The organism is Geodermatophilus sp. SYSU D01180 (assembly GCF_054050415.1).
Genome location: NZ_JBJGZH010000036.1, coordinates 26,368 through 41,400 on the forward strand (window position 1 = coordinate 26,368; position 15,033 = coordinate 41,400).

Annotated in this window: 15 protein-coding genes; 10 read left to right on the plus strand and 5 right to left on the minus strand. The window is 78.8% G+C overall.

What is annotated here, in order from left to right; all coding sequences use genetic code 11:
• Positions 1–2 precede the first annotated feature (2 nt).
• Both ACI8AA_RS21925 and ACI8AA_RS21930 read right to left on the minus strand, forming a co-directional pair.
• Entirely contained in the window at positions 3–902 is a 900-nt protein-coding gene (locus tag ACI8AA_RS21925) for a universal stress protein (RefSeq protein ID WP_457046482.1), read from the minus strand.
• Positions 903–946: 44 nt separating this feature from the next.
• Positions 947–1,306 (minus strand): winged helix-turn-helix domain-containing protein, encoded by a 360-nt coding sequence (locus ACI8AA_RS21930; protein WP_457046483.1) that lies wholly within the window; start codon positions 1,304–1,306, stop codon positions 947–949.
• A gap of 185 nt (positions 1,307–1,491) precedes the next feature.
• On the opposite strand from ACI8AA_RS21930, the gene ACI8AA_RS21935 reads away from it, so the two are divergent.
• Positions 1,492–2,541 carry a TerC family protein gene (locus ACI8AA_RS21935; RefSeq protein WP_457046484.1) on the plus strand — a complete coding sequence of 350 codons (1,050 nt, stop codon included), beginning with the start codon at positions 1,492–1,494 and terminating at the stop codon, positions 2,539–2,541.
• The gene (locus ACI8AA_RS21940; protein WP_457046485.1) at positions 2,538–3,014 is read left to right on the plus strand and encodes a hypothetical protein; all 477 of its coding nucleotides are present in this window, start codon (positions 2,538–2,540) and stop codon (positions 3,012–3,014) included. Before ACI8AA_RS21935 ends, ACI8AA_RS21940 begins: the two co-directional genes overlap by 4 nt.
• 26 nt (positions 3,015–3,040) lie before the next feature.
• Here the strand turns inward: ACI8AA_RS21940 and ACI8AA_RS21945 are convergent, their stop codons facing one another.
• Positions 3,041–4,024 (minus strand): universal stress protein, encoded by a 984-nt coding sequence (locus ACI8AA_RS21945; protein WP_457046486.1) that lies wholly within the window; start codon positions 4,022–4,024, stop codon positions 3,041–3,043.
• A 192-nt stretch (positions 4,025–4,216) separates the two neighbouring features.
• On the opposite strand from ACI8AA_RS21945, the gene ACI8AA_RS21950 reads away from it, so the two are divergent.
• The 4 genes from ACI8AA_RS21950 to ACI8AA_RS21965 all read left to right on the plus strand — a co-directional run bounded on the left by ACI8AA_RS21950 (position 4,217) and on the right by ACI8AA_RS21965 (position 7,911).
• Positions 4,217–4,897, plus strand: a complete 681-nt coding sequence (locus ACI8AA_RS21950; RefSeq protein WP_457046487.1) for a CBS domain-containing protein — start codon at positions 4,217–4,219, stop codon at positions 4,895–4,897.
• A complete protein-coding gene (locus tag ACI8AA_RS21955; RefSeq protein ID WP_457046488.1) occupies positions 4,894–5,463 on the plus strand; it encodes a flavodoxin domain-containing protein in 570 nt (189 codons plus the stop codon). Before ACI8AA_RS21950 ends, ACI8AA_RS21955 begins: the two co-directional genes overlap by 4 nt.
• Positions 5,464–5,671: 208 nt before the next feature.
• Positions 5,672–6,094, plus strand: a complete 423-nt coding sequence (locus ACI8AA_RS21960; protein ID WP_457046489.1) for a pyridoxamine 5'-phosphate oxidase family protein — start codon at positions 5,672–5,674, stop codon at positions 6,092–6,094.
• Positions 6,095–6,201: 107 nt separating this feature from the next.
• Positions 6,202–7,911, plus strand: coding sequence for a GAF domain-containing protein (locus ACI8AA_RS21965; protein ID WP_457046490.1), 1,710 nt, complete (start codon positions 6,202–6,204; stop codon positions 7,909–7,911).
• 4 nt (positions 7,912–7,915) lie between these two features.
• On the opposite strand, the gene ACI8AA_RS21970 is transcribed toward ACI8AA_RS21965, so the two are convergent.
• Complete coding sequence (locus ACI8AA_RS21970; RefSeq protein WP_457046491.1) at positions 7,916–8,587, minus strand: response regulator; 672 nt, start codon at positions 8,585–8,587, stop codon at positions 7,916–7,918.
• Between the two features lie 177 nt (positions 8,588–8,764).
• Here ACI8AA_RS21970 and ACI8AA_RS21975 point away from each other — a divergent pair, with 177 nt between their 5' ends.
• Together ACI8AA_RS21975 and ACI8AA_RS21980 are read left to right on the plus strand one after the other, a co-directional pair.
• The gene (locus ACI8AA_RS21975; protein ID WP_457046492.1) at positions 8,765–9,334 is read left to right on the plus strand and encodes a flavodoxin domain-containing protein; all 570 of its coding nucleotides are present in this window, start codon (positions 8,765–8,767) and stop codon (positions 9,332–9,334) included.
• The gene (locus ACI8AA_RS21980; protein WP_457046493.1) at positions 9,331–10,353 is read left to right on the plus strand and encodes an Acg family FMN-binding oxidoreductase; all 1,023 of its coding nucleotides are present in this window, start codon (positions 9,331–9,333) and stop codon (positions 10,351–10,353) included. Before ACI8AA_RS21975 ends, ACI8AA_RS21980 begins: the two co-directional genes overlap by 4 nt.
• A gap of 24 nt (positions 10,354–10,377) precedes the next feature.
• Here the strand turns inward: ACI8AA_RS21980 and ACI8AA_RS21985 are convergent, their stop codons facing one another.
• Positions 10,378–12,018 (minus strand): RIO1 family regulatory kinase/ATPase domain-containing protein, encoded by a 1,641-nt coding sequence (locus tag ACI8AA_RS21985; protein ID WP_457046494.1) that lies wholly within the window; start codon positions 12,016–12,018, stop codon positions 10,378–10,380.
• Between the two features lie 107 nt (positions 12,019–12,125).
• Between ACI8AA_RS21985 and ACI8AA_RS21990 the strand changes: the two genes are divergently transcribed.
• On the plus strand, positions 12,126–14,528 hold the full coding sequence (locus ACI8AA_RS21990) for a phosphatase PAP2 family protein (protein ID WP_457046495.1): 2,403 nt from the start codon (positions 12,126–12,128) through the stop codon (positions 14,526–14,528).
• 321 nt (positions 14,529–14,849) lie between these two features.
• Positions 14,850–14,981 carry a hypothetical protein gene (locus tag ACI8AA_RS21995; RefSeq protein WP_457046496.1) on the plus strand — a complete coding sequence of 44 codons (132 nt, stop codon included), beginning with the start codon at positions 14,850–14,852 and terminating at the stop codon, positions 14,979–14,981.
• Positions 14,982–15,033 lie beyond the last annotated feature (52 nt).

The following is a 15,033-nucleotide window of genomic DNA, read 5'->3' on the forward strand; positions in this document are numbered from 1 at the left end:
CCTCAGACCGCCGTCCCGGCCGGCACCGGGCGGGGGTGCAGCACGAGGACGGGGCAGGGCGCGGCCACCACGCAGTGCAGCGCCGTGGAGCCGAGCAGCATCCCGCCCAGGCGGCTGCGGCTGCGGCTGCCGACGACGAGCAGCGCGGCGCCCTGGGCGGCGTGGACCAGCACCTCCGCGGGCGGGCCGGTCCGCACGGACACCCGCACGTCGGGCCGGGCGCCGAGCTCCGCGCGGACGAGGGTCTCCGCCCGCCAGGCGGCGTGCGCGCCGGTCTCCCCGCGCACCGGCGTCGCCGCCGAGCGGAGGTCGCCCCAGTGCTCGGGCTCGCGGCGGGCGACGACGACGTCGAGGTCGGCGCCCATCCGGCCGGCCTCGGCCGCGCCACGCCACAGCACCTCGCGGGCCCCGTCGGTGTCGTCGAGCCCGACGACCACCCGCGGCCGGCCGGGGCCGGGCACGGCCGGGTGGACGACGACGACGGGGCACGGCGCGCGGGGCACGCAGCCCAGGGCGACCGAGCCGAGCAGCGTGCTGCGCGTGGCGCCGCGGCCCCGGCTGCCGACCACGAGCAGCCCGGCGTCGGCCGAGCGCGCGACCAGCTCCTCCACCGGGCGGCCGGGGACCACGGTCGTGGTCACCGGGACCTGCCGCTGCTGCTCGTCGACCAGGTCGCGGACGTGCGCCGCGGCGTCGGAGCGCACGAGGTCCACGCGCGCGGGGTCGAGCAGGTCGTCCTCGGCCCAGGAGTCCGCGGCCGGGAGCACGGTGACCACCTCGAGCCCGGTGCCGGCCCGCTCCGCCGCGGCCAGGGCCCAGACCACGGCCGCGCGGCCGACCGGCGACCCGTCGAAGCCCGCGACCACCCGGCCGCCGGGCTCCCCCGTCGTCCGCTCCGTCATGCACGCCCCCCGCGACCTGCCCCGCCGGTCGCCGGGCACCCGGGTCACCCTCCGCCGGGGCCCGCGCCCGGGGCCGCCGCCGGACGTCCCCCCGGCGGCGGACCTTGGTCCCGGGCGAAGACGGCGAGCAGCGCGTCCACCTCGTAGGCGGCCGTGGCGGGGTGGCGGAAGTGCTGGTGCGGCCGGATCTCGTAGCGGGTCCGCCGGCCGTGCCGGTGGCGCGTCAGGTACCCGCCCTCCTCGAGGTCGCGGAGGATCGCCAGGGCCGCCCGGGGGGTGACGCCCACCCGGGCGGCGACGTCGACGACCCGCGCGTCGGGGTCGGCGGCCACCGCGAGGAGCACGTGACCGTGGTTGGTCAGGAAGGTCCAGGACGGGCGCGCCGTCCGGGCGTCCGCGGTCACGGGCTGCTCCTCGGTCCGGCGGGTGGCGTGGACAAGTGAAGTCTGCTTCATTGGTTCGTGCGGAGGGGAGTATCCCCGTGGCGCTGCCGCCGTCAGTACGGCCCCGTGGGAGGGGTCCGGCGGAGCGGGCCCGGCGCGGGCCGGGAGAGACCTCCGGTTGGTCCCCGACCGACTGGAGGCTGTCCGTGGACGTCCCCCTCTGGCTCTGGCCGACCGTGCTCGGCCTGATCGTGGGCATGCTGGCCCTCGACCTGTTCGCCCACCGCCGGGCGCACGTGATCGGCGTGCGCGAGGCCGCGCTGTGGTCGGCGGCCTGGGTGGCGGTCGGCGTCGCCTTCGGCGCCTGGGTCTGGTGGGCGCACGGCGCGGAGCCCGGTCAGCAGTACTTCGCCGGCTACCTGATCGAGAAGTCCCTGGCCGTGGACAACGTCTTCGTCTGGGCGGTCCTCTTCACGTACTTCGCGGTGCCGCGGGAGTACCAGCACCGCGTGCTGTTCCTCGGCGTCCTCGGCGCCCTCGTCCTGCGCGGGCTGTTCATCGCCGGTGGCTCGGTGCTGGTCGACCGCTTCGACCGGGTGCTCTACCTGTTCGCCGCGTTCCTGCTCTGGACCGGCTGGCGGATGGCCCGGCAGCGCGACGAGCACCTCGACCCCGAGCGGTCCCGGGCGCTGCGGTGGTTCCGCCGGTACGTGCCGATGACCGACGCCTACCACGGGCAGCGGTTCCTCGTCCGCCGCGACGGCGTCCTGCTCGCCACGCCGCTGCTGGCGGTGCTCGTGCTCGTCGAGGTCACCGACGTCGTCTTCGCGGTCGACTCGATCCCGGCGATCTTCGCCGTCACCGACGAGCCGTTCCTGGTCTTCACGGCCAACGCCTTCGCCCTCCTGGGGCTGCGGGCGATGTACTTCCTGCTCGCCGACCTGGTCCACCGGTTCGTGTACCTCAGGACCGGGCTGGCCCTGGTCCTCGTGTGGGTCGGGGTCAAGATGCTGCTGAAGGTCGACCTCCTGTACGTCCCCACCGCGGTGAGCCTCGCGGTCGTCGCCACGATCATCGGCGTCTCGGTCGCCGCGAGCCTGCGGGCCACCCGCGGTCAGGGCCGGCGTCCGGTCGCGGCTCCGGCGGCGCCGCCGTTCCGCACCGCCACAGCGGAGGAGACAGCCGCCCTGGAGCCGGTGTGGCGCCGCCGCCGCGACGGCGTGCCGGCCGCGCCCCCACCCGGGGACCGGTCGTGACCCGGGACGGGACCGGTCCGGTGGCGGCCGTCGTCCCCGACGACCTGGACGCGGTGCGCGCCGTCCGGTACGCCGCCCGGCTCGCCCGGTCCACGGGGCGGCCGCTGCTGCTCCTCGTCCCCCTGGCCGGGCCGCGGGTGTCCCCGGACGCCGCGCCGCACCCCGCCGCGCGCCGCAGGCTCGAGGCCGAGGCCACCGCGGTGCTGGGCCGCGTCGAGCCGGCGCTGACCCGGCACCCGACCCCCGTGACGGCGGTGGTGGTCACCTCCCGGCCGCACCGCTCCCGCGGCCCCGCCCCGACCGGCGTCCTGCGGGCGGCCGACCGCGGCGGTGCCGAGGTGCTCGTGACCACCTCGCGCTGGGTCGGGCTGCCCGGCCCCCCGCGGGTCGTGCTGCTCGACCCCGCGACCGGCCACGCGGCGACCGGGCAGCTCGCCACGGCGCCCGGTACGCCGGTCGCCGCCTCCCGGTGAGGGCGGGCCGGGCGACGGCGCCGCGGTCAGGCCCGGGCCGGCTCGGCCGCGTCCACCGCGGTCTCGGTGCGCCGGCCCGCGGGGTGCACGACCAGCACCGGGCAGGCGGCGTGCATCGCGCAGTGCAGGGCCACCGACCCGACCAGCAGGCCGCGCACCGCCCCGCGCCCGCGGCCGCCCACGACCAGCAGCGCGGCGTCGCGCGCCCGGTCGACCAGCACGTCGGAGGCGGCGCCCTCGACCACGTCGACGTCGACCCGCGGGACCGGCGCGTCCGCGGGCCGGCCGCCGAGCACGCCGTCGACGGCCGCATCCACCCGCCGGCGCAGCTCGCCGCGGATCTCGTCCCGCGAGGGGACGACGACCGAGGACAGGTCCACCCAGTAGTCGGTGAGCACGTACGTGGCGAGCACGTGCAGCTCCGCACCCGTGCGCGCGGCCTCCTCGACCGCCGCGGCGAGGGCCGCGCGTGCCGTCGCGGAGCCGTCGAAGCCGGCGACCACCCGCGCCGGGGCGGCCGGCTCGTCCGTCCGCGGGTGCACGACGAGAACCGGGCAGCGGGCGTGGGTGACCGTGTGCAGGGCGACCGAGCCGAGCACCGCGCTGCGCACCGCCCCGCGCCCGCGGTTGCCGACGACGACGAGCTGCGCGTCGGCCGACCGGCCCACCAGCGCGGCCGCGGGCGCGTCCGCGGTGACCTCCACGGTCACGGCCACCCCGTCCGCCTCCGGGACGCCGGCGCGGACCTCCGCGACCAGGTCGTCGGTCAGCTCCCGGGTCGCGCGCCGGACGTCGTCGACCGCGGGCACCAGGACCCCGTCGTTGCCGAACCAGTACAGGTCGGACGCGAAACTGCTGACCACCACGAGCCCGGCGGAGCGCTCCGCGGCGGCGCGGAGGGCCGCGTGCAGGGCGGCGCGGGCCGGGACCGAGCCGTCCACTCCGACGACGACGGGCGCGACGACGACCGGCACGCCGGCGCCGGGCTGCTGGTGGGGGGAGGCGTCCATCGGGGGTCCTCACGTCGGGCCCGGGGCCGTCCCGGGCGGGCGCCCCGACGATGCGCCGGGCGGCCGCCGCCCGGCCCGGGGCGAGGGGCCCCGGGTCCCGGGACCTCCGTCCCTGCGCACGGCGGCTGCCGACCCTGGGAGCGGACGCGCCGGTCTCCCTAGCGTCCGGGGCAGCGACCGCGAGGAGGAACCGTGCAGACCAGGGACGTCATGACGCGCGACGTGGTCACGGTGGGCCCGCACACCGCGGTGCACTACGCCGCGGAGGTGATGGCCGCGCGGGGGTTCGCCGCCCTGCCGGTGGTCGACGACGAGGACCGGCTGGTGGGCGTCGTCGCCGAGGCCGACCTGCTCCGGCACCGCCTCCCCGAGGACCCCCGCCTGCACCTGCGCCGCGACGGGGCGGACGGCGGTCCCCCGCCGGCCCTCGTGCACGACGTCATGACCCGGGACGTGCGGGCGGTCGGCGTCACCGCGGACGTCGCCGACGTCGCCCGTCTGTTCGTCGACGCCGGTCTGCGCAGCGTGCCGGTGACCGACGGCGGCCGGCTCGTCGGCATCGTCAGCCGCCGCGACCTGCTGCACCTGCTCGCCCGCCCCGACGACGACGTCCGGCAGCAGCTGCTGCGCCTCGTCGAGGGCTACACCGGCGAGCTCGACGCCTGGGCGGTGGACGTGCGCGACGGCACCGCGACGGTCCGGCGGCTGCGCGGCGGGCCGCAGGGCTCCGAGGAGGTCGAGCGCCGGGCGCTGACCGCGCTGGCCCGCACCGTCGGCGGGATCACCGACGTCCGCGTGCTGCCCGCCGGGGAGGCGGCGGAGGGCGGGACGGTCCGACCCCTGTCGGTCCCGGCGCCGGGGAACCGGCCGTGAGCCGGCCCCGGGTCCTGGTCGCCTACGCCAGCCGGCACGGGTCCACCCGCGAGATCGCCGAGGCCCTCGCCCGCGACCTGGCGGACTCCCCGGCCGGGCGCACGGTCGCCCTGTACGCGGCGGCGCTGCCGGCCGAGTCGCGGCCCGACCCCGCCGCCTGGGACGCGGTGGTGCTGGGCAGCGCCGTCTACGCCGGCCGCTGGCTCCCCCCGGCCCAGGAGCTGGCCGTCCGCTGCGCGGGGGTGCTCCGCCGGCGGCCGGTGTGGCTGTTCTCCAGCGGGCCGATCGGCGACCCGCCGTACCCCCCGGACGAGCCGCAGGACGCCGCCGCGCTGGCCGCCCTGCTCGCCCCGCGCGGCCACCGCGTCCTGCCCGGCCGGCTGGACCGGGCCCGGCTCGGCTTCGGCGAGCGCGCGATGGTCACGGCGATGCGCGCCCCGGTCGGCGACTTCCGGGACTGGGACGCCGTCCGGACGTGGGCGGGTGACATCGCCGCGGCACTGGCCCCGGCGCCGGCTGCCGGGCAGCCCGCCCGGGCGACCGTCGGGCCGTCGCCGGAGGCGTGACCGTGGCCGGAGGCGGGACCGTGGCCGGAGGCGTGACCGTGGCCGTGCCGGCCCCCGCCGGGGTCGGCTCCCCGGGGCTCCGGTCCCGGGGAGTCGGGACGGAGGTCCCCGTGCGCTCCGGCGGAGCGGGGCGCAGCCTGGACGCTCGTGGCGCCCGTGCGGGCGCACCCGGGCCGGCGACGGCGCGGGACGCCGGACGGGGACGGACGTGAACGACGTGCAGGCCACCAGGACCGCGCTGACCGACGAGGAGTGCCTCCGCCTGCTCGGCAGCACCTCCCGGGGACACCTCGGCTTCTCCCGGGACGCCCTGCCGGCGATCTCCCCCGTGCGCTTCGCCCTCGACGGGGACCGGGTCGTGATCGCCGCGCGGCACGACAGCGACCACCTGCCGCCGAGCCGCGGCGCCGTCGTCGTCCTCGGGGTCGACGACCAGGACGACTGGGCGGTGACCGTCGTGGGCCCCGCCCGGGCGGTCACCGACCCGCGTGCCGTCGTCGGCCTCGACGCCCTCGCCTGGCCCGCGCCCCCGTCCCGCGGGGACGGGCACTGCTACGTCGTCCTGCAGGTGGGGGTCCTCCACGGCTGGCGGGTGGCCGTGCGGGACTCGTCCTCGCGCCGCTCCGCATGACCGGGCCGGGGGGTGACGGGGACCGCGTCCCGGGTGCCTACTACTCCGCGGGGTTCCGTGCCAGGCTCCCAGGACGGACCCGTTCCGTCCGAGGGGGGAGCCTCGAGATGACCGCGCCCGGGTCGAGCAGCGGCCCCGACCCCTCCCGCGGCACCTCGCTGGCGGGGATGCGGCTGAGCGAGCTCATCGACGAGGTGCAGGACCGCCTGACCGAGGTGGCCCGCAGCCAGGGCCGCGTCCAGCAGCTGCTCGACGCCTTCCTGTCCGTCTCGAGCGGGCTGGACCTGGAGACGACGCTGCGGCGCATCGTGCAGACCGCCTGCGACCTGGTGGACGCCCGCTACGGCGCCCTGGGCGTCCTGGCACCGGAGGGCGGCCTGGCGGCGTTCATCCACGTCGGCGTCGACGCGGAGACGGCCGCGGCGCTGGGGTCGCTGCCCGAGGGCAAGGGCGTGCTGGGCCAGCTGATCACCGAGCCGTACCCGCTGCGGATCGCCGACCTGAGCAGGCACCCGGCCTCGGTCGGCTTCCCCCCGGGACACCCGGAGATGCACAGCTTCCTCGGCGTCCCCGTCGTGGTGCGCGGCACGGTCTTCGGCAACCTGTACATGACCGAGAAGCGGCAGGGGGAGTTCACCGCCGAGGACGAGGCGGTGCTCACGGCGCTCGCGGGGGCGGCCGGCGTGGCCGTGGACAACGCCCGGCTCTACGAGGACGCCGAGGAGCGCCGTCGCTGGGCCACCGCGCTGTCCGACGTCCGGGCCAGCCTGCTCGACCCCGGCTCGTCCGGGCGGGCGCTGTCCCTCGTCGCCGACCGGGTGGCCGTCCTCACCGGCGCCGACGCCGCCTGGATCATGGTCGGCCCCGACACCCGGAGCTGCTACGAGGTCCGGGTCCAGGTCGGGGAGGGGCTCGTCGACCTCACCGGGACGACGCTGCCCCTGCGCGACAGCCCGGTGCTGCAGGCCGTCGAGGCCGACGCGGTCGGGGTCGTGACCCTCGACATGACGGGGATGGCCTACGACGGGCCCAACGCGCACGTCGACTGGGGGCCCTGCCTGGCGGTGCCCCTGCGCGGGACGCACACCGAGTCGGGGGTCATCATCGCCGCGCGGCGGGCCGGCAGGCCCTCCTTCGACCCCGCGGTGATCCCCCTGGTCAGTGCCTTCGCCGACCAGGCCGCCGTGGCCCTGGACCTGGCCGCCCAGCAGCGCCTGGCCCGCCAGCTCGACGTCTACGAGGACCGGGACCGCATCGCCCGGGACCTGCACGACCACGTCATCCAGCGGGTGTTCGCGGCCGGGCTGAGCCTGCAGTCGGTCCTGCCCCGGGTCTCCGACCCCCAGGCGCAGCGCCGGATCCGGGACGTCGTCGGGCAGCTCGACGAGACCGTCCGCGACATCCGGACCAGCATCTTCGACCTGCACACCGCCGACCAGCCCGACGACGGCCTCCGTCGGCGCGTGCTCGACACGGTCGCCGACACGGCGGGCGACCTGGAGACCACCGTGCGCACGTCCGGCGCGGTGGACACCCTCGTCACCGGCGACCTGGCCGTCGACGTGGTGGCCGTCGTCCGGGAGGCGGTGAGCAACGCCGCCCGCCACTCCGGCGCCCGGCACGTGACCGTGACCGTCGACGCCGGGGACGAGCTGGTGCTCGAGGTGGTCGACGACGGCCGGGGCATCGACGCCCGCGCGGCCCGCAGCGGGCTGCGCAACCTGGAGCAGCGGGCGGCCGGCCGCGGCGGCGGCCTCGAGGTCGGGGCGGTCGCGCACGGCGGCACCCGGCTGCGGTGGTGGGCGCCGCTGGCCTGACCGGTCAGCCCTGGCGGGGCGTCCCGCCGCGCAGCTCGGTCGCGAGGACCGCGGCCTGGGTGCGCCGCTCCAGCCCCAGCTTGGCCAGCAGGTGGGACACGTAGTTCTTGACCGTCTTCTCGGCGAGGAACATCCGCTCGCCGATCTGCCGGTTGGTGAGCCCCTCGCCGATGAGCTCGAGCACGGTGCGCTCCTGCTCGCTGAGCCGGGCCAGCGGCCCGGCCGGCTCCGCGGCCCGCCGCATGCGCTCGAGCACCGCGGTGGTGGCCGCGGGGTCGAGCAGCGAGCCGCCGGCGGCGACCGTGCGCACCGCGCTGACCAGGTCGGCGCCGAGGATCTGCTTGAGCAGGTAGCCCGACGCGCCGGCCATGATCGCCTCGAACAGCGCCTCGTCGTCGCTGTAGCTGGTCAGCATGATCACCCGCAGCTCCGGCATCCGGCTGCGGAGCTCGCGGCACACGGCGACGCCGTCGCCGTCGGGCAGCCGGACGTCGAGCACGGCGACGTCGGGCCGGAGCGCGGGCACGCGGGCCAGGGCCTCGGAGGCGTTCTTCGCCTCCCCGACGACCCGGATGCCGGGGTCGCTCTCCAGCACGTCGGCGACGCCGCGGCGCACCACCTCGTGGTCGTCGAGGAGGAAGACCCCGATCGGCGCCTGCTGCGTGTCCGTGTCCACCGGTGTCCCCTCGTCCCGCCGTCGCTGTCGCCGTCCGAGGCTAGGGCCTGGGGACCGCCCGGTGCTCAGGGCCGGAGGTCCCGGCCTGCGGGTCCTCCGCGCGGCGGCGACCTCCGGCCCGACGGGCGGGGACGTCCGGCCCTCACCGCCGCCCGGCCGGGGCGCGAGCGTCGGGGCATGGACGACACCCCCCTCCGGGTCCTGGTCGGCTACGCCACCGCCGACGGCTCCACCCGCGGCGTGGCCGAGCGGGTCGCCGGGCGGCTGGCCGAGGCCGGGCACGCCGTGGACCTGCGGCCGGCCGGCCGGGAGGTCGACCCCTCCCGGTACGACGCGGCGGTCGTCGGCAGCGCCGTGCACTCGATGCGCTGGCTGGCCGGCGCCCGCGACCTGCTCGCCCGGCTCGCCGGGGCGGACGACCCGCCGCCGGTCTGGCTGTTCAGCGTCGCGGGCGTCGACCCCCGCGGCCGCGTGACCCGGTGGCTCGCGCGGCAGGAGGTGGCGCGGCTCGAGCGGGACCTCCCCCGCGGCCTCCGGCCCCGGTCGCACCGCCTGTTCGCCGGCGTGGTGCGCACCCGCGGCGTCCCGCTGTGGGGCCGGCTGTTCTACCGCGCGGTCGGCCAGCGCCCGGGTGACCACCGCGACTGGGCGGCGATCGACGGCTGGGCCCGTCAGGTGGCCCGGGACCTCGCCGGGCTCCCGCGCCACCTCCCGGCCGTTCCCGCCGCCCCGCAGGAGGAGCCGTGACCCCGTTCCTGCTCGACCGCACCACCGCCCGCGCGGCCCTCGCGCTGGCCAACCGCGCGCCGTCGCTGCACAACACCCAGCCCTGGCGCTGGCGGATCGGGCGCACGTCGGTCCACCTGTTCGCCGACCCGTCCCGCTGGCTGCCGGCCACCGACCCGCAGAGCCGGGACCTGCTGATCGGCTGCGGCGCCGCGCTGCACCACCTCCGCGTCGCCCTCCGGGCCGCCGGCCTGGCCTCGCGCGTGCACCGGCTCCCCGACCCCGCGCACCTGGCGCACCTGGCCGCGGTCGAGGTGTCCCCCGCCGAACCGCGCCCCGACGACCTCGCCCTGGCGCAGGCGATCGAGCACCGCCGCAGCGACCGGCGGGTCTTCTCCACCTGGCCGGTCCCGGCCGAGCTGCTCGCCGACCTCGCGCGCGCCACGGCCGAGGAGGGCGGCCGGCTGACCGTCCTCGGCCCCCGCGCCCGGGCGCAGGTGGTGCGGCTGGTCGAGGAGGCGGCCGTGGAGCAGGCGCTCACGCCGGGCCTGGCGCAGGAGGTCGCCGCCTGGACCGGGCGGTCCCGCGGCGCGGTGGAGGGCGTCCCGGCGGGGAACGTCCCGGTGCGCGCCGGCGCCGGCGGGCCGGAGGCGGCCGTCCCGGTGCGGGACTTCGCCGGCGGCGTGCTCGCCGAGAACCGGCTCGGCAGGGACGAGTCCGACGGCACCGTCCTCGCCGTCCTCACCACGCCCGGGGACGGCCCGCCCGACGGGCTGCGGGCGGGCGAGGCGCTCAGCGCGGTGCTGCTCACCGCGACCGCGATCGGCCTGGCCACCGACCCGGTGAGCCAGCCGCTGGAGGTCCCGGGCACCCGCGCCCGGCTGGCCGCGCTCTGCGCCGGGGTCTCCCCCGGCGCGCCCCGGATGCCGCAGGCGGTCGTGCGGCTGGGCTGGGCGCCGGTCAGCGCCGACCCGGTCCCCCCGACCGGCCGCCGCCCGGTCGACGACACCATCGACCCGCTCGACGCCCCCTGGTCCTGACCGCCCCGGGCCGCCCGGGGCGGGTCACAGCAGGCCGCCCGCCCGCAGGTTGAGCGCGGCCAGCACCAGGGTGAGCACCGCCCCGCCGCAGGTCGCCAGCGCCAGCAGGACGCGCCGGGCACTCCACCGCTGCACCCGGATCCGCGGGTGCGGCGGCAGCAGGTCGCGGAGGCGCCCGGCCAGGTCCCGGCCGTCGGCGGCCAGCAGCCGCCGCAGCTGCGTGGGCAGGGTGAGCGACGAGGTGGCGGCCACCGCCTCGGCCAGCTCCTCGTCGGTGAACTGCCGGCGGGCCCGGGCGAGCACCCGCTCGGGGCCCGCGACCAGCGCGCAGGTCAGGAGCGCGTTGCCGAGGTCGGCGGCCTGCCGCCAGCGGCTGGGCCGCAGCTCCCCGAACGAGACGTCGACCAGCACCACCCGCGCCTCGTCCTGGACGAGGACGTTGGAGGGCTTGACGTCGCGGTGCGCCGCGCCGGCCGACCACAGCAGCCGCACCTGGCGCAGCACGTCGTCCACGACGGCGTCGTCCCCCCGCGAGCGGCGGATCTCGACGGTGCGCGGCACGAGCTCGGTCACCAGCAGGTACTCGCGGCCGGGCACCACCTCGACCACGCCCATCGGCGCCGGAACCCGGACGCCGCCGTCGCGGAGCAGCCGCAGCACGTAGTCCTCGTGCTCGACCAGCCGGCGCACCGACGCGAACGGCGCCTCGTCCTCCAGCCGGCCGTACCGGAGCACCCGCAGCAGCTTGTACCAGCGGTCCGACCGCAGGTGGGTGGCCGAGTAGAGCTTCCCGAACAGGGACGCCCCGGACGCCCGGACCAGCCGGCACGGGGTGGACCCGGCCGACCCGTCGAGCCGGAACGGCTCCACGGCGGTCACCTCCACCCCGAGCTGGCCGAGCACGGCGGCGCGGATCCGGGCGGCCCGGTCCCCGTCGAGCGCGAGGTGGGCGGCCACCCGCCGGTGCCAGGTCACGGGGAACGCGTCCTCGGGCGCGAGGACGGTGCACACCAGGGCCGCGGCCGAGGCGCCGACGGCCGCCGCGGGGACGGCGACGGAGGGGCCGTCCAGGCCGAGGACGACGCGCGGCACGACGGCCGTGGCCAGCAGCGCCGCGACGGCGCCCCAGCCGCACCGCCGCGCCGGGCCCGACGGCGCCAGCACGTACAGGGTCGCCACCGACACCGCGGCGAGCACCAGGACCGGCCAGGCGGAGAGCTCGACGGCGTCGGGGGTCCCGGTCACCCCCGCGCGGACGGCGCGCACGAGGACGCCCTCGCCGGCCGCCAGCTGGGCGACCGCCGCGACCCCCGAGATCGTGCCGAGGTACACGAGCAGGTGCCGCCACCGCGCCGTCCACACCAAAACCGCGACCGTGGGCACCCACAGGACGCGGTAGCCGAGGACGGTGCCCACGCGCACCAGGTCGGCGGCCTGGGGGTGGTCCTCCCGCGGGCCCGCCGTCCCGGCGACCGCCCGGTCCAGCCCCAGCAGACCGCCGGGCCGGTCGGCGAGGACCAGCACCACGAGGGCGACGGCGAGGACCGCCGTCCACCCCCGGACCGCCGGCGGCACCCGCCGCGGCAGCCGCTCCCGGCCCGACGGCCGCCGGCCGCCGGAGCCGGCCGGCCGGGACGGGCGCCAGGGACGTGCGGCGACGGTCACCGGTCCAGGCTGACCTCCGGGTTCCCCGGTGCGCGTGGGCCCCGCGGCACGACCGGCAGGGCCGGAGGACCCTGCCCGCGGGCGGGGGCGGGCGCTGGACTGGGGCCGTGACCACCCGGACCGCCCCCGCGGGGCAGCTGGGCCGCGGGGCCGGTCCCGCCGGCCGCGGCCGGGCGCGTCCGCAGCGCCTGACGACCGACCTGGTCCGCGTGGCCCTCGGGCTCGTCGTCCTGGGCACCGGCGTGCTGATCGCCCGGCGGGGACAGCTGTCCGCCCTCGAGCGGGACCTGTTCCGGCTGTTCAACGACCTGCCGGCCGGCATCATGCCGGCGGTCTGGGTGGTCATGCAGCTGGGCAACGTCCTCGCCGTCCCGGCGCTCGCGCTCGTCGCCGTCCTGTGCCGCCGCCTCCGCGCGGCGCGGGACCTCCTCGTCTCCGGGTTCGCCGCCTACCTGGCCGCCGACCTGGTGAAGTCGCTGGTCGGCCGGGAACGGCCCGCGGGCCTGCCGGTCGGCGCGGTCCTGCACGAGGGCACCGTGGGCGGGGCCGGCTTCGTCTCCGGCCACTCGGCGGTCGCCGCGGCCCTCGCCACCGCCGCCGCCCCGTACCTGAGCCGGCGGGGACGCCACGTCGCGTGGGCGCTGGCGTGGTCGGTGGCGCTCGCCCGCGTGTACGTGGGCGCCCACCTGCCCCTCGACGTCGTGGGGGGCGTGGCGCTGGGCTGGGCGATCGGCTCGCTCGTGCACTGGGTGTTCGGGGTGCCGGCGCGGGAGGTGCCGCCCGGCCGGGTCGAGGCCGTGCTGCGGCGCTTCGGGCTGCCGGTCACCGGGGTGGCGCCGGCCGCGGTGCGGGCGCGGAGCTCGCAGCCGTTCACGGCGGTCGACGACGGCGGCCGGCGGCTGTACGTGAAGTACCTGGAGCCCGACCGGCACGAGCGCGACCGGCTGCACCGGATGTGGCGGGTGTTCGCCGTCGGCGACGTGAAGGACGCCGACGCGCTGGCCCCGCTGGGGCACCAGGCCGAGCACGAGGCGGTGGCCGCCCTGACCGTCGAGCGGCGCGGTGTGCGGGTGCCGTCGGTGCTGCTGGCCCGCGGCGGGTCCGGGGACGCCGTCGTCGTGCAGGAGTACGTCGAGGGCCGGCCGCTCGACGAGCTGGACCCGGCGGAGCGGACCCCCGCCCTGCTCCGCGAGGTGTGGAGCGAGGTCGACCGGATGCACGCCGCGAACGTGGCGCACCGCGACCTCGTGGCCGCCAGCGTGCTGGTCGACCCGGCGGGCCGGCCGTGGCTGGTCGACTTCGGCAACGCCCGGACCGGCGCCACCGACGACGAGGAGGCCGTCGACGTCGCCGAGCTGCTGGCGTCGCTGGCCGCCGCGCCCGGCCCGCCATGCGACCCGGTCGCGCTCGTGGCCGCGGCGGTGGACGTCCTCGGGGAGCCGGCCGTCGCGGCGGCGCTGCCGTCGCTGACGCCGCTGGCGCTGTCGTCGGAGACCCGGGAGCGGCTGCGCGCCGAGCCGTCCCGCCTGGCCGGGCTGCGCGCCGCCGTCCACGCCCGGCTGGACCTGCCCGACCCGGACCGCCCGGTGTTCCCGCCCGCGGGGCCGGTGGTGCGGGTGCTCGTGACCCTCGGCTGCGCGATGGCGTTCGCCGGACCGGTGGTGGTCGCCGGGATCGGCGCCACGGTCGACAGCGTGGGAGCGCAGGGCTGGCGGTGGCTGGGCGGGGCCGTGCTGCTGGCCGGCGCCGCGGCGCTGGCCCGCGCGGCCGCCGTCGCCCGGGCCGCCGACCGGCGGGTGTCGGTGGGCCGGGCGCTCGTCATCACGCTGGTCGCCCGGAACGTGGGTCTGGTGCACGGCCGCGACGGCGAGCGCCTGGCGCGCGCCCGGCTGCTGGAGCGGGCCGGGCTGCTCCCGGCCACCGCGCACGCGGCGACGGTGCGGACCGCGGTCGCCGGCCTGGCGGGTGCGGCCGTGGCGGCGGCAGCGGTGGTCGCCCTCGCCGCCGTCGACGGCTCGCTCCCGGACTGGCGGTCCCCGACCGCGGTCCTCCCGGCGGCCGCCGCCGGCCTGGCCGCCTGGGTGCTGGTGGGTGCAGGGCAGCTGACGGCCCGCCGCGGCGGTGCCGAGCCGCTCCCGTCGACCGCTGCGCGCCGCCTCGTCCCGCGGCGGCAGCAGGCGGCCCTCCTGGGCTGGGTCGCCCTCGCCGTCGCGCTGGAGGCCGCGGTCCTCTCGGCCGCGGTCGAGGCGGCCGGCGGTGGGGTCCCCGTGCTCGCGGTCGCCGGCGGCTACGCCGTCCTCCGCCTGGTGTGGATCGCGCTGCCCGCCTCCGCGCTGCCCGGCGCGCCCGAGGCGATGCTGCTCCTGGTGCTCGGCGCGATGGGCGCGTCCGCGGCTGCCGCGTGCGCCGCCGTCCTCGTCACCCGGTCGCTGACCGTCTGGGTCCCCGCCGTCGTCGGTGTCGCGGTGGACCGGCGGTCCCACCCGGCCACCGTCCCCGCGTCGATCTGACCGGCCGGGCCGGCTGCCCGCCCGGCCGGACAGCCGTCCGTCGCGGCCCGCGTGCGTCGGCCGGGAGCGACCCGGCCGTCCGGGGACGGAGTCCGCAGGACCCGCCGCCGACCTGCGGGAACTGTCGTACCCCGGCCGTAGCGTGCGGGGTGTGCAGGAGGGCGCGGAGTACCGGTCGCCGGTCGAGCAGGCGCTGCTCGACGCGGTGATCGAGTTGCCCGCGCCGTTCCGGCGGCTGCCGGTGGCGCTGCTGACGCGGGAGCGCCGGGGACACCGGGCGCCCGCTCCCGGTCCTGGAAGCCGGACACGGAGCTGCCCGGGGTGTCGGAGTTCTTTCCCGCCGAGCTGGCGGTGGTGCTCAACGTCGGCCGGGACACCGCCTCGCACCTGGCGCACCGGGCTGGCACCGGACCACCACCGCCTGACCCGTGCGACGGCTCGCCGCCGTTCTGAGACACCCGTCCGTGGGGCGTCGGCTCACCACCGGACGAGGTGAGCCGACGCC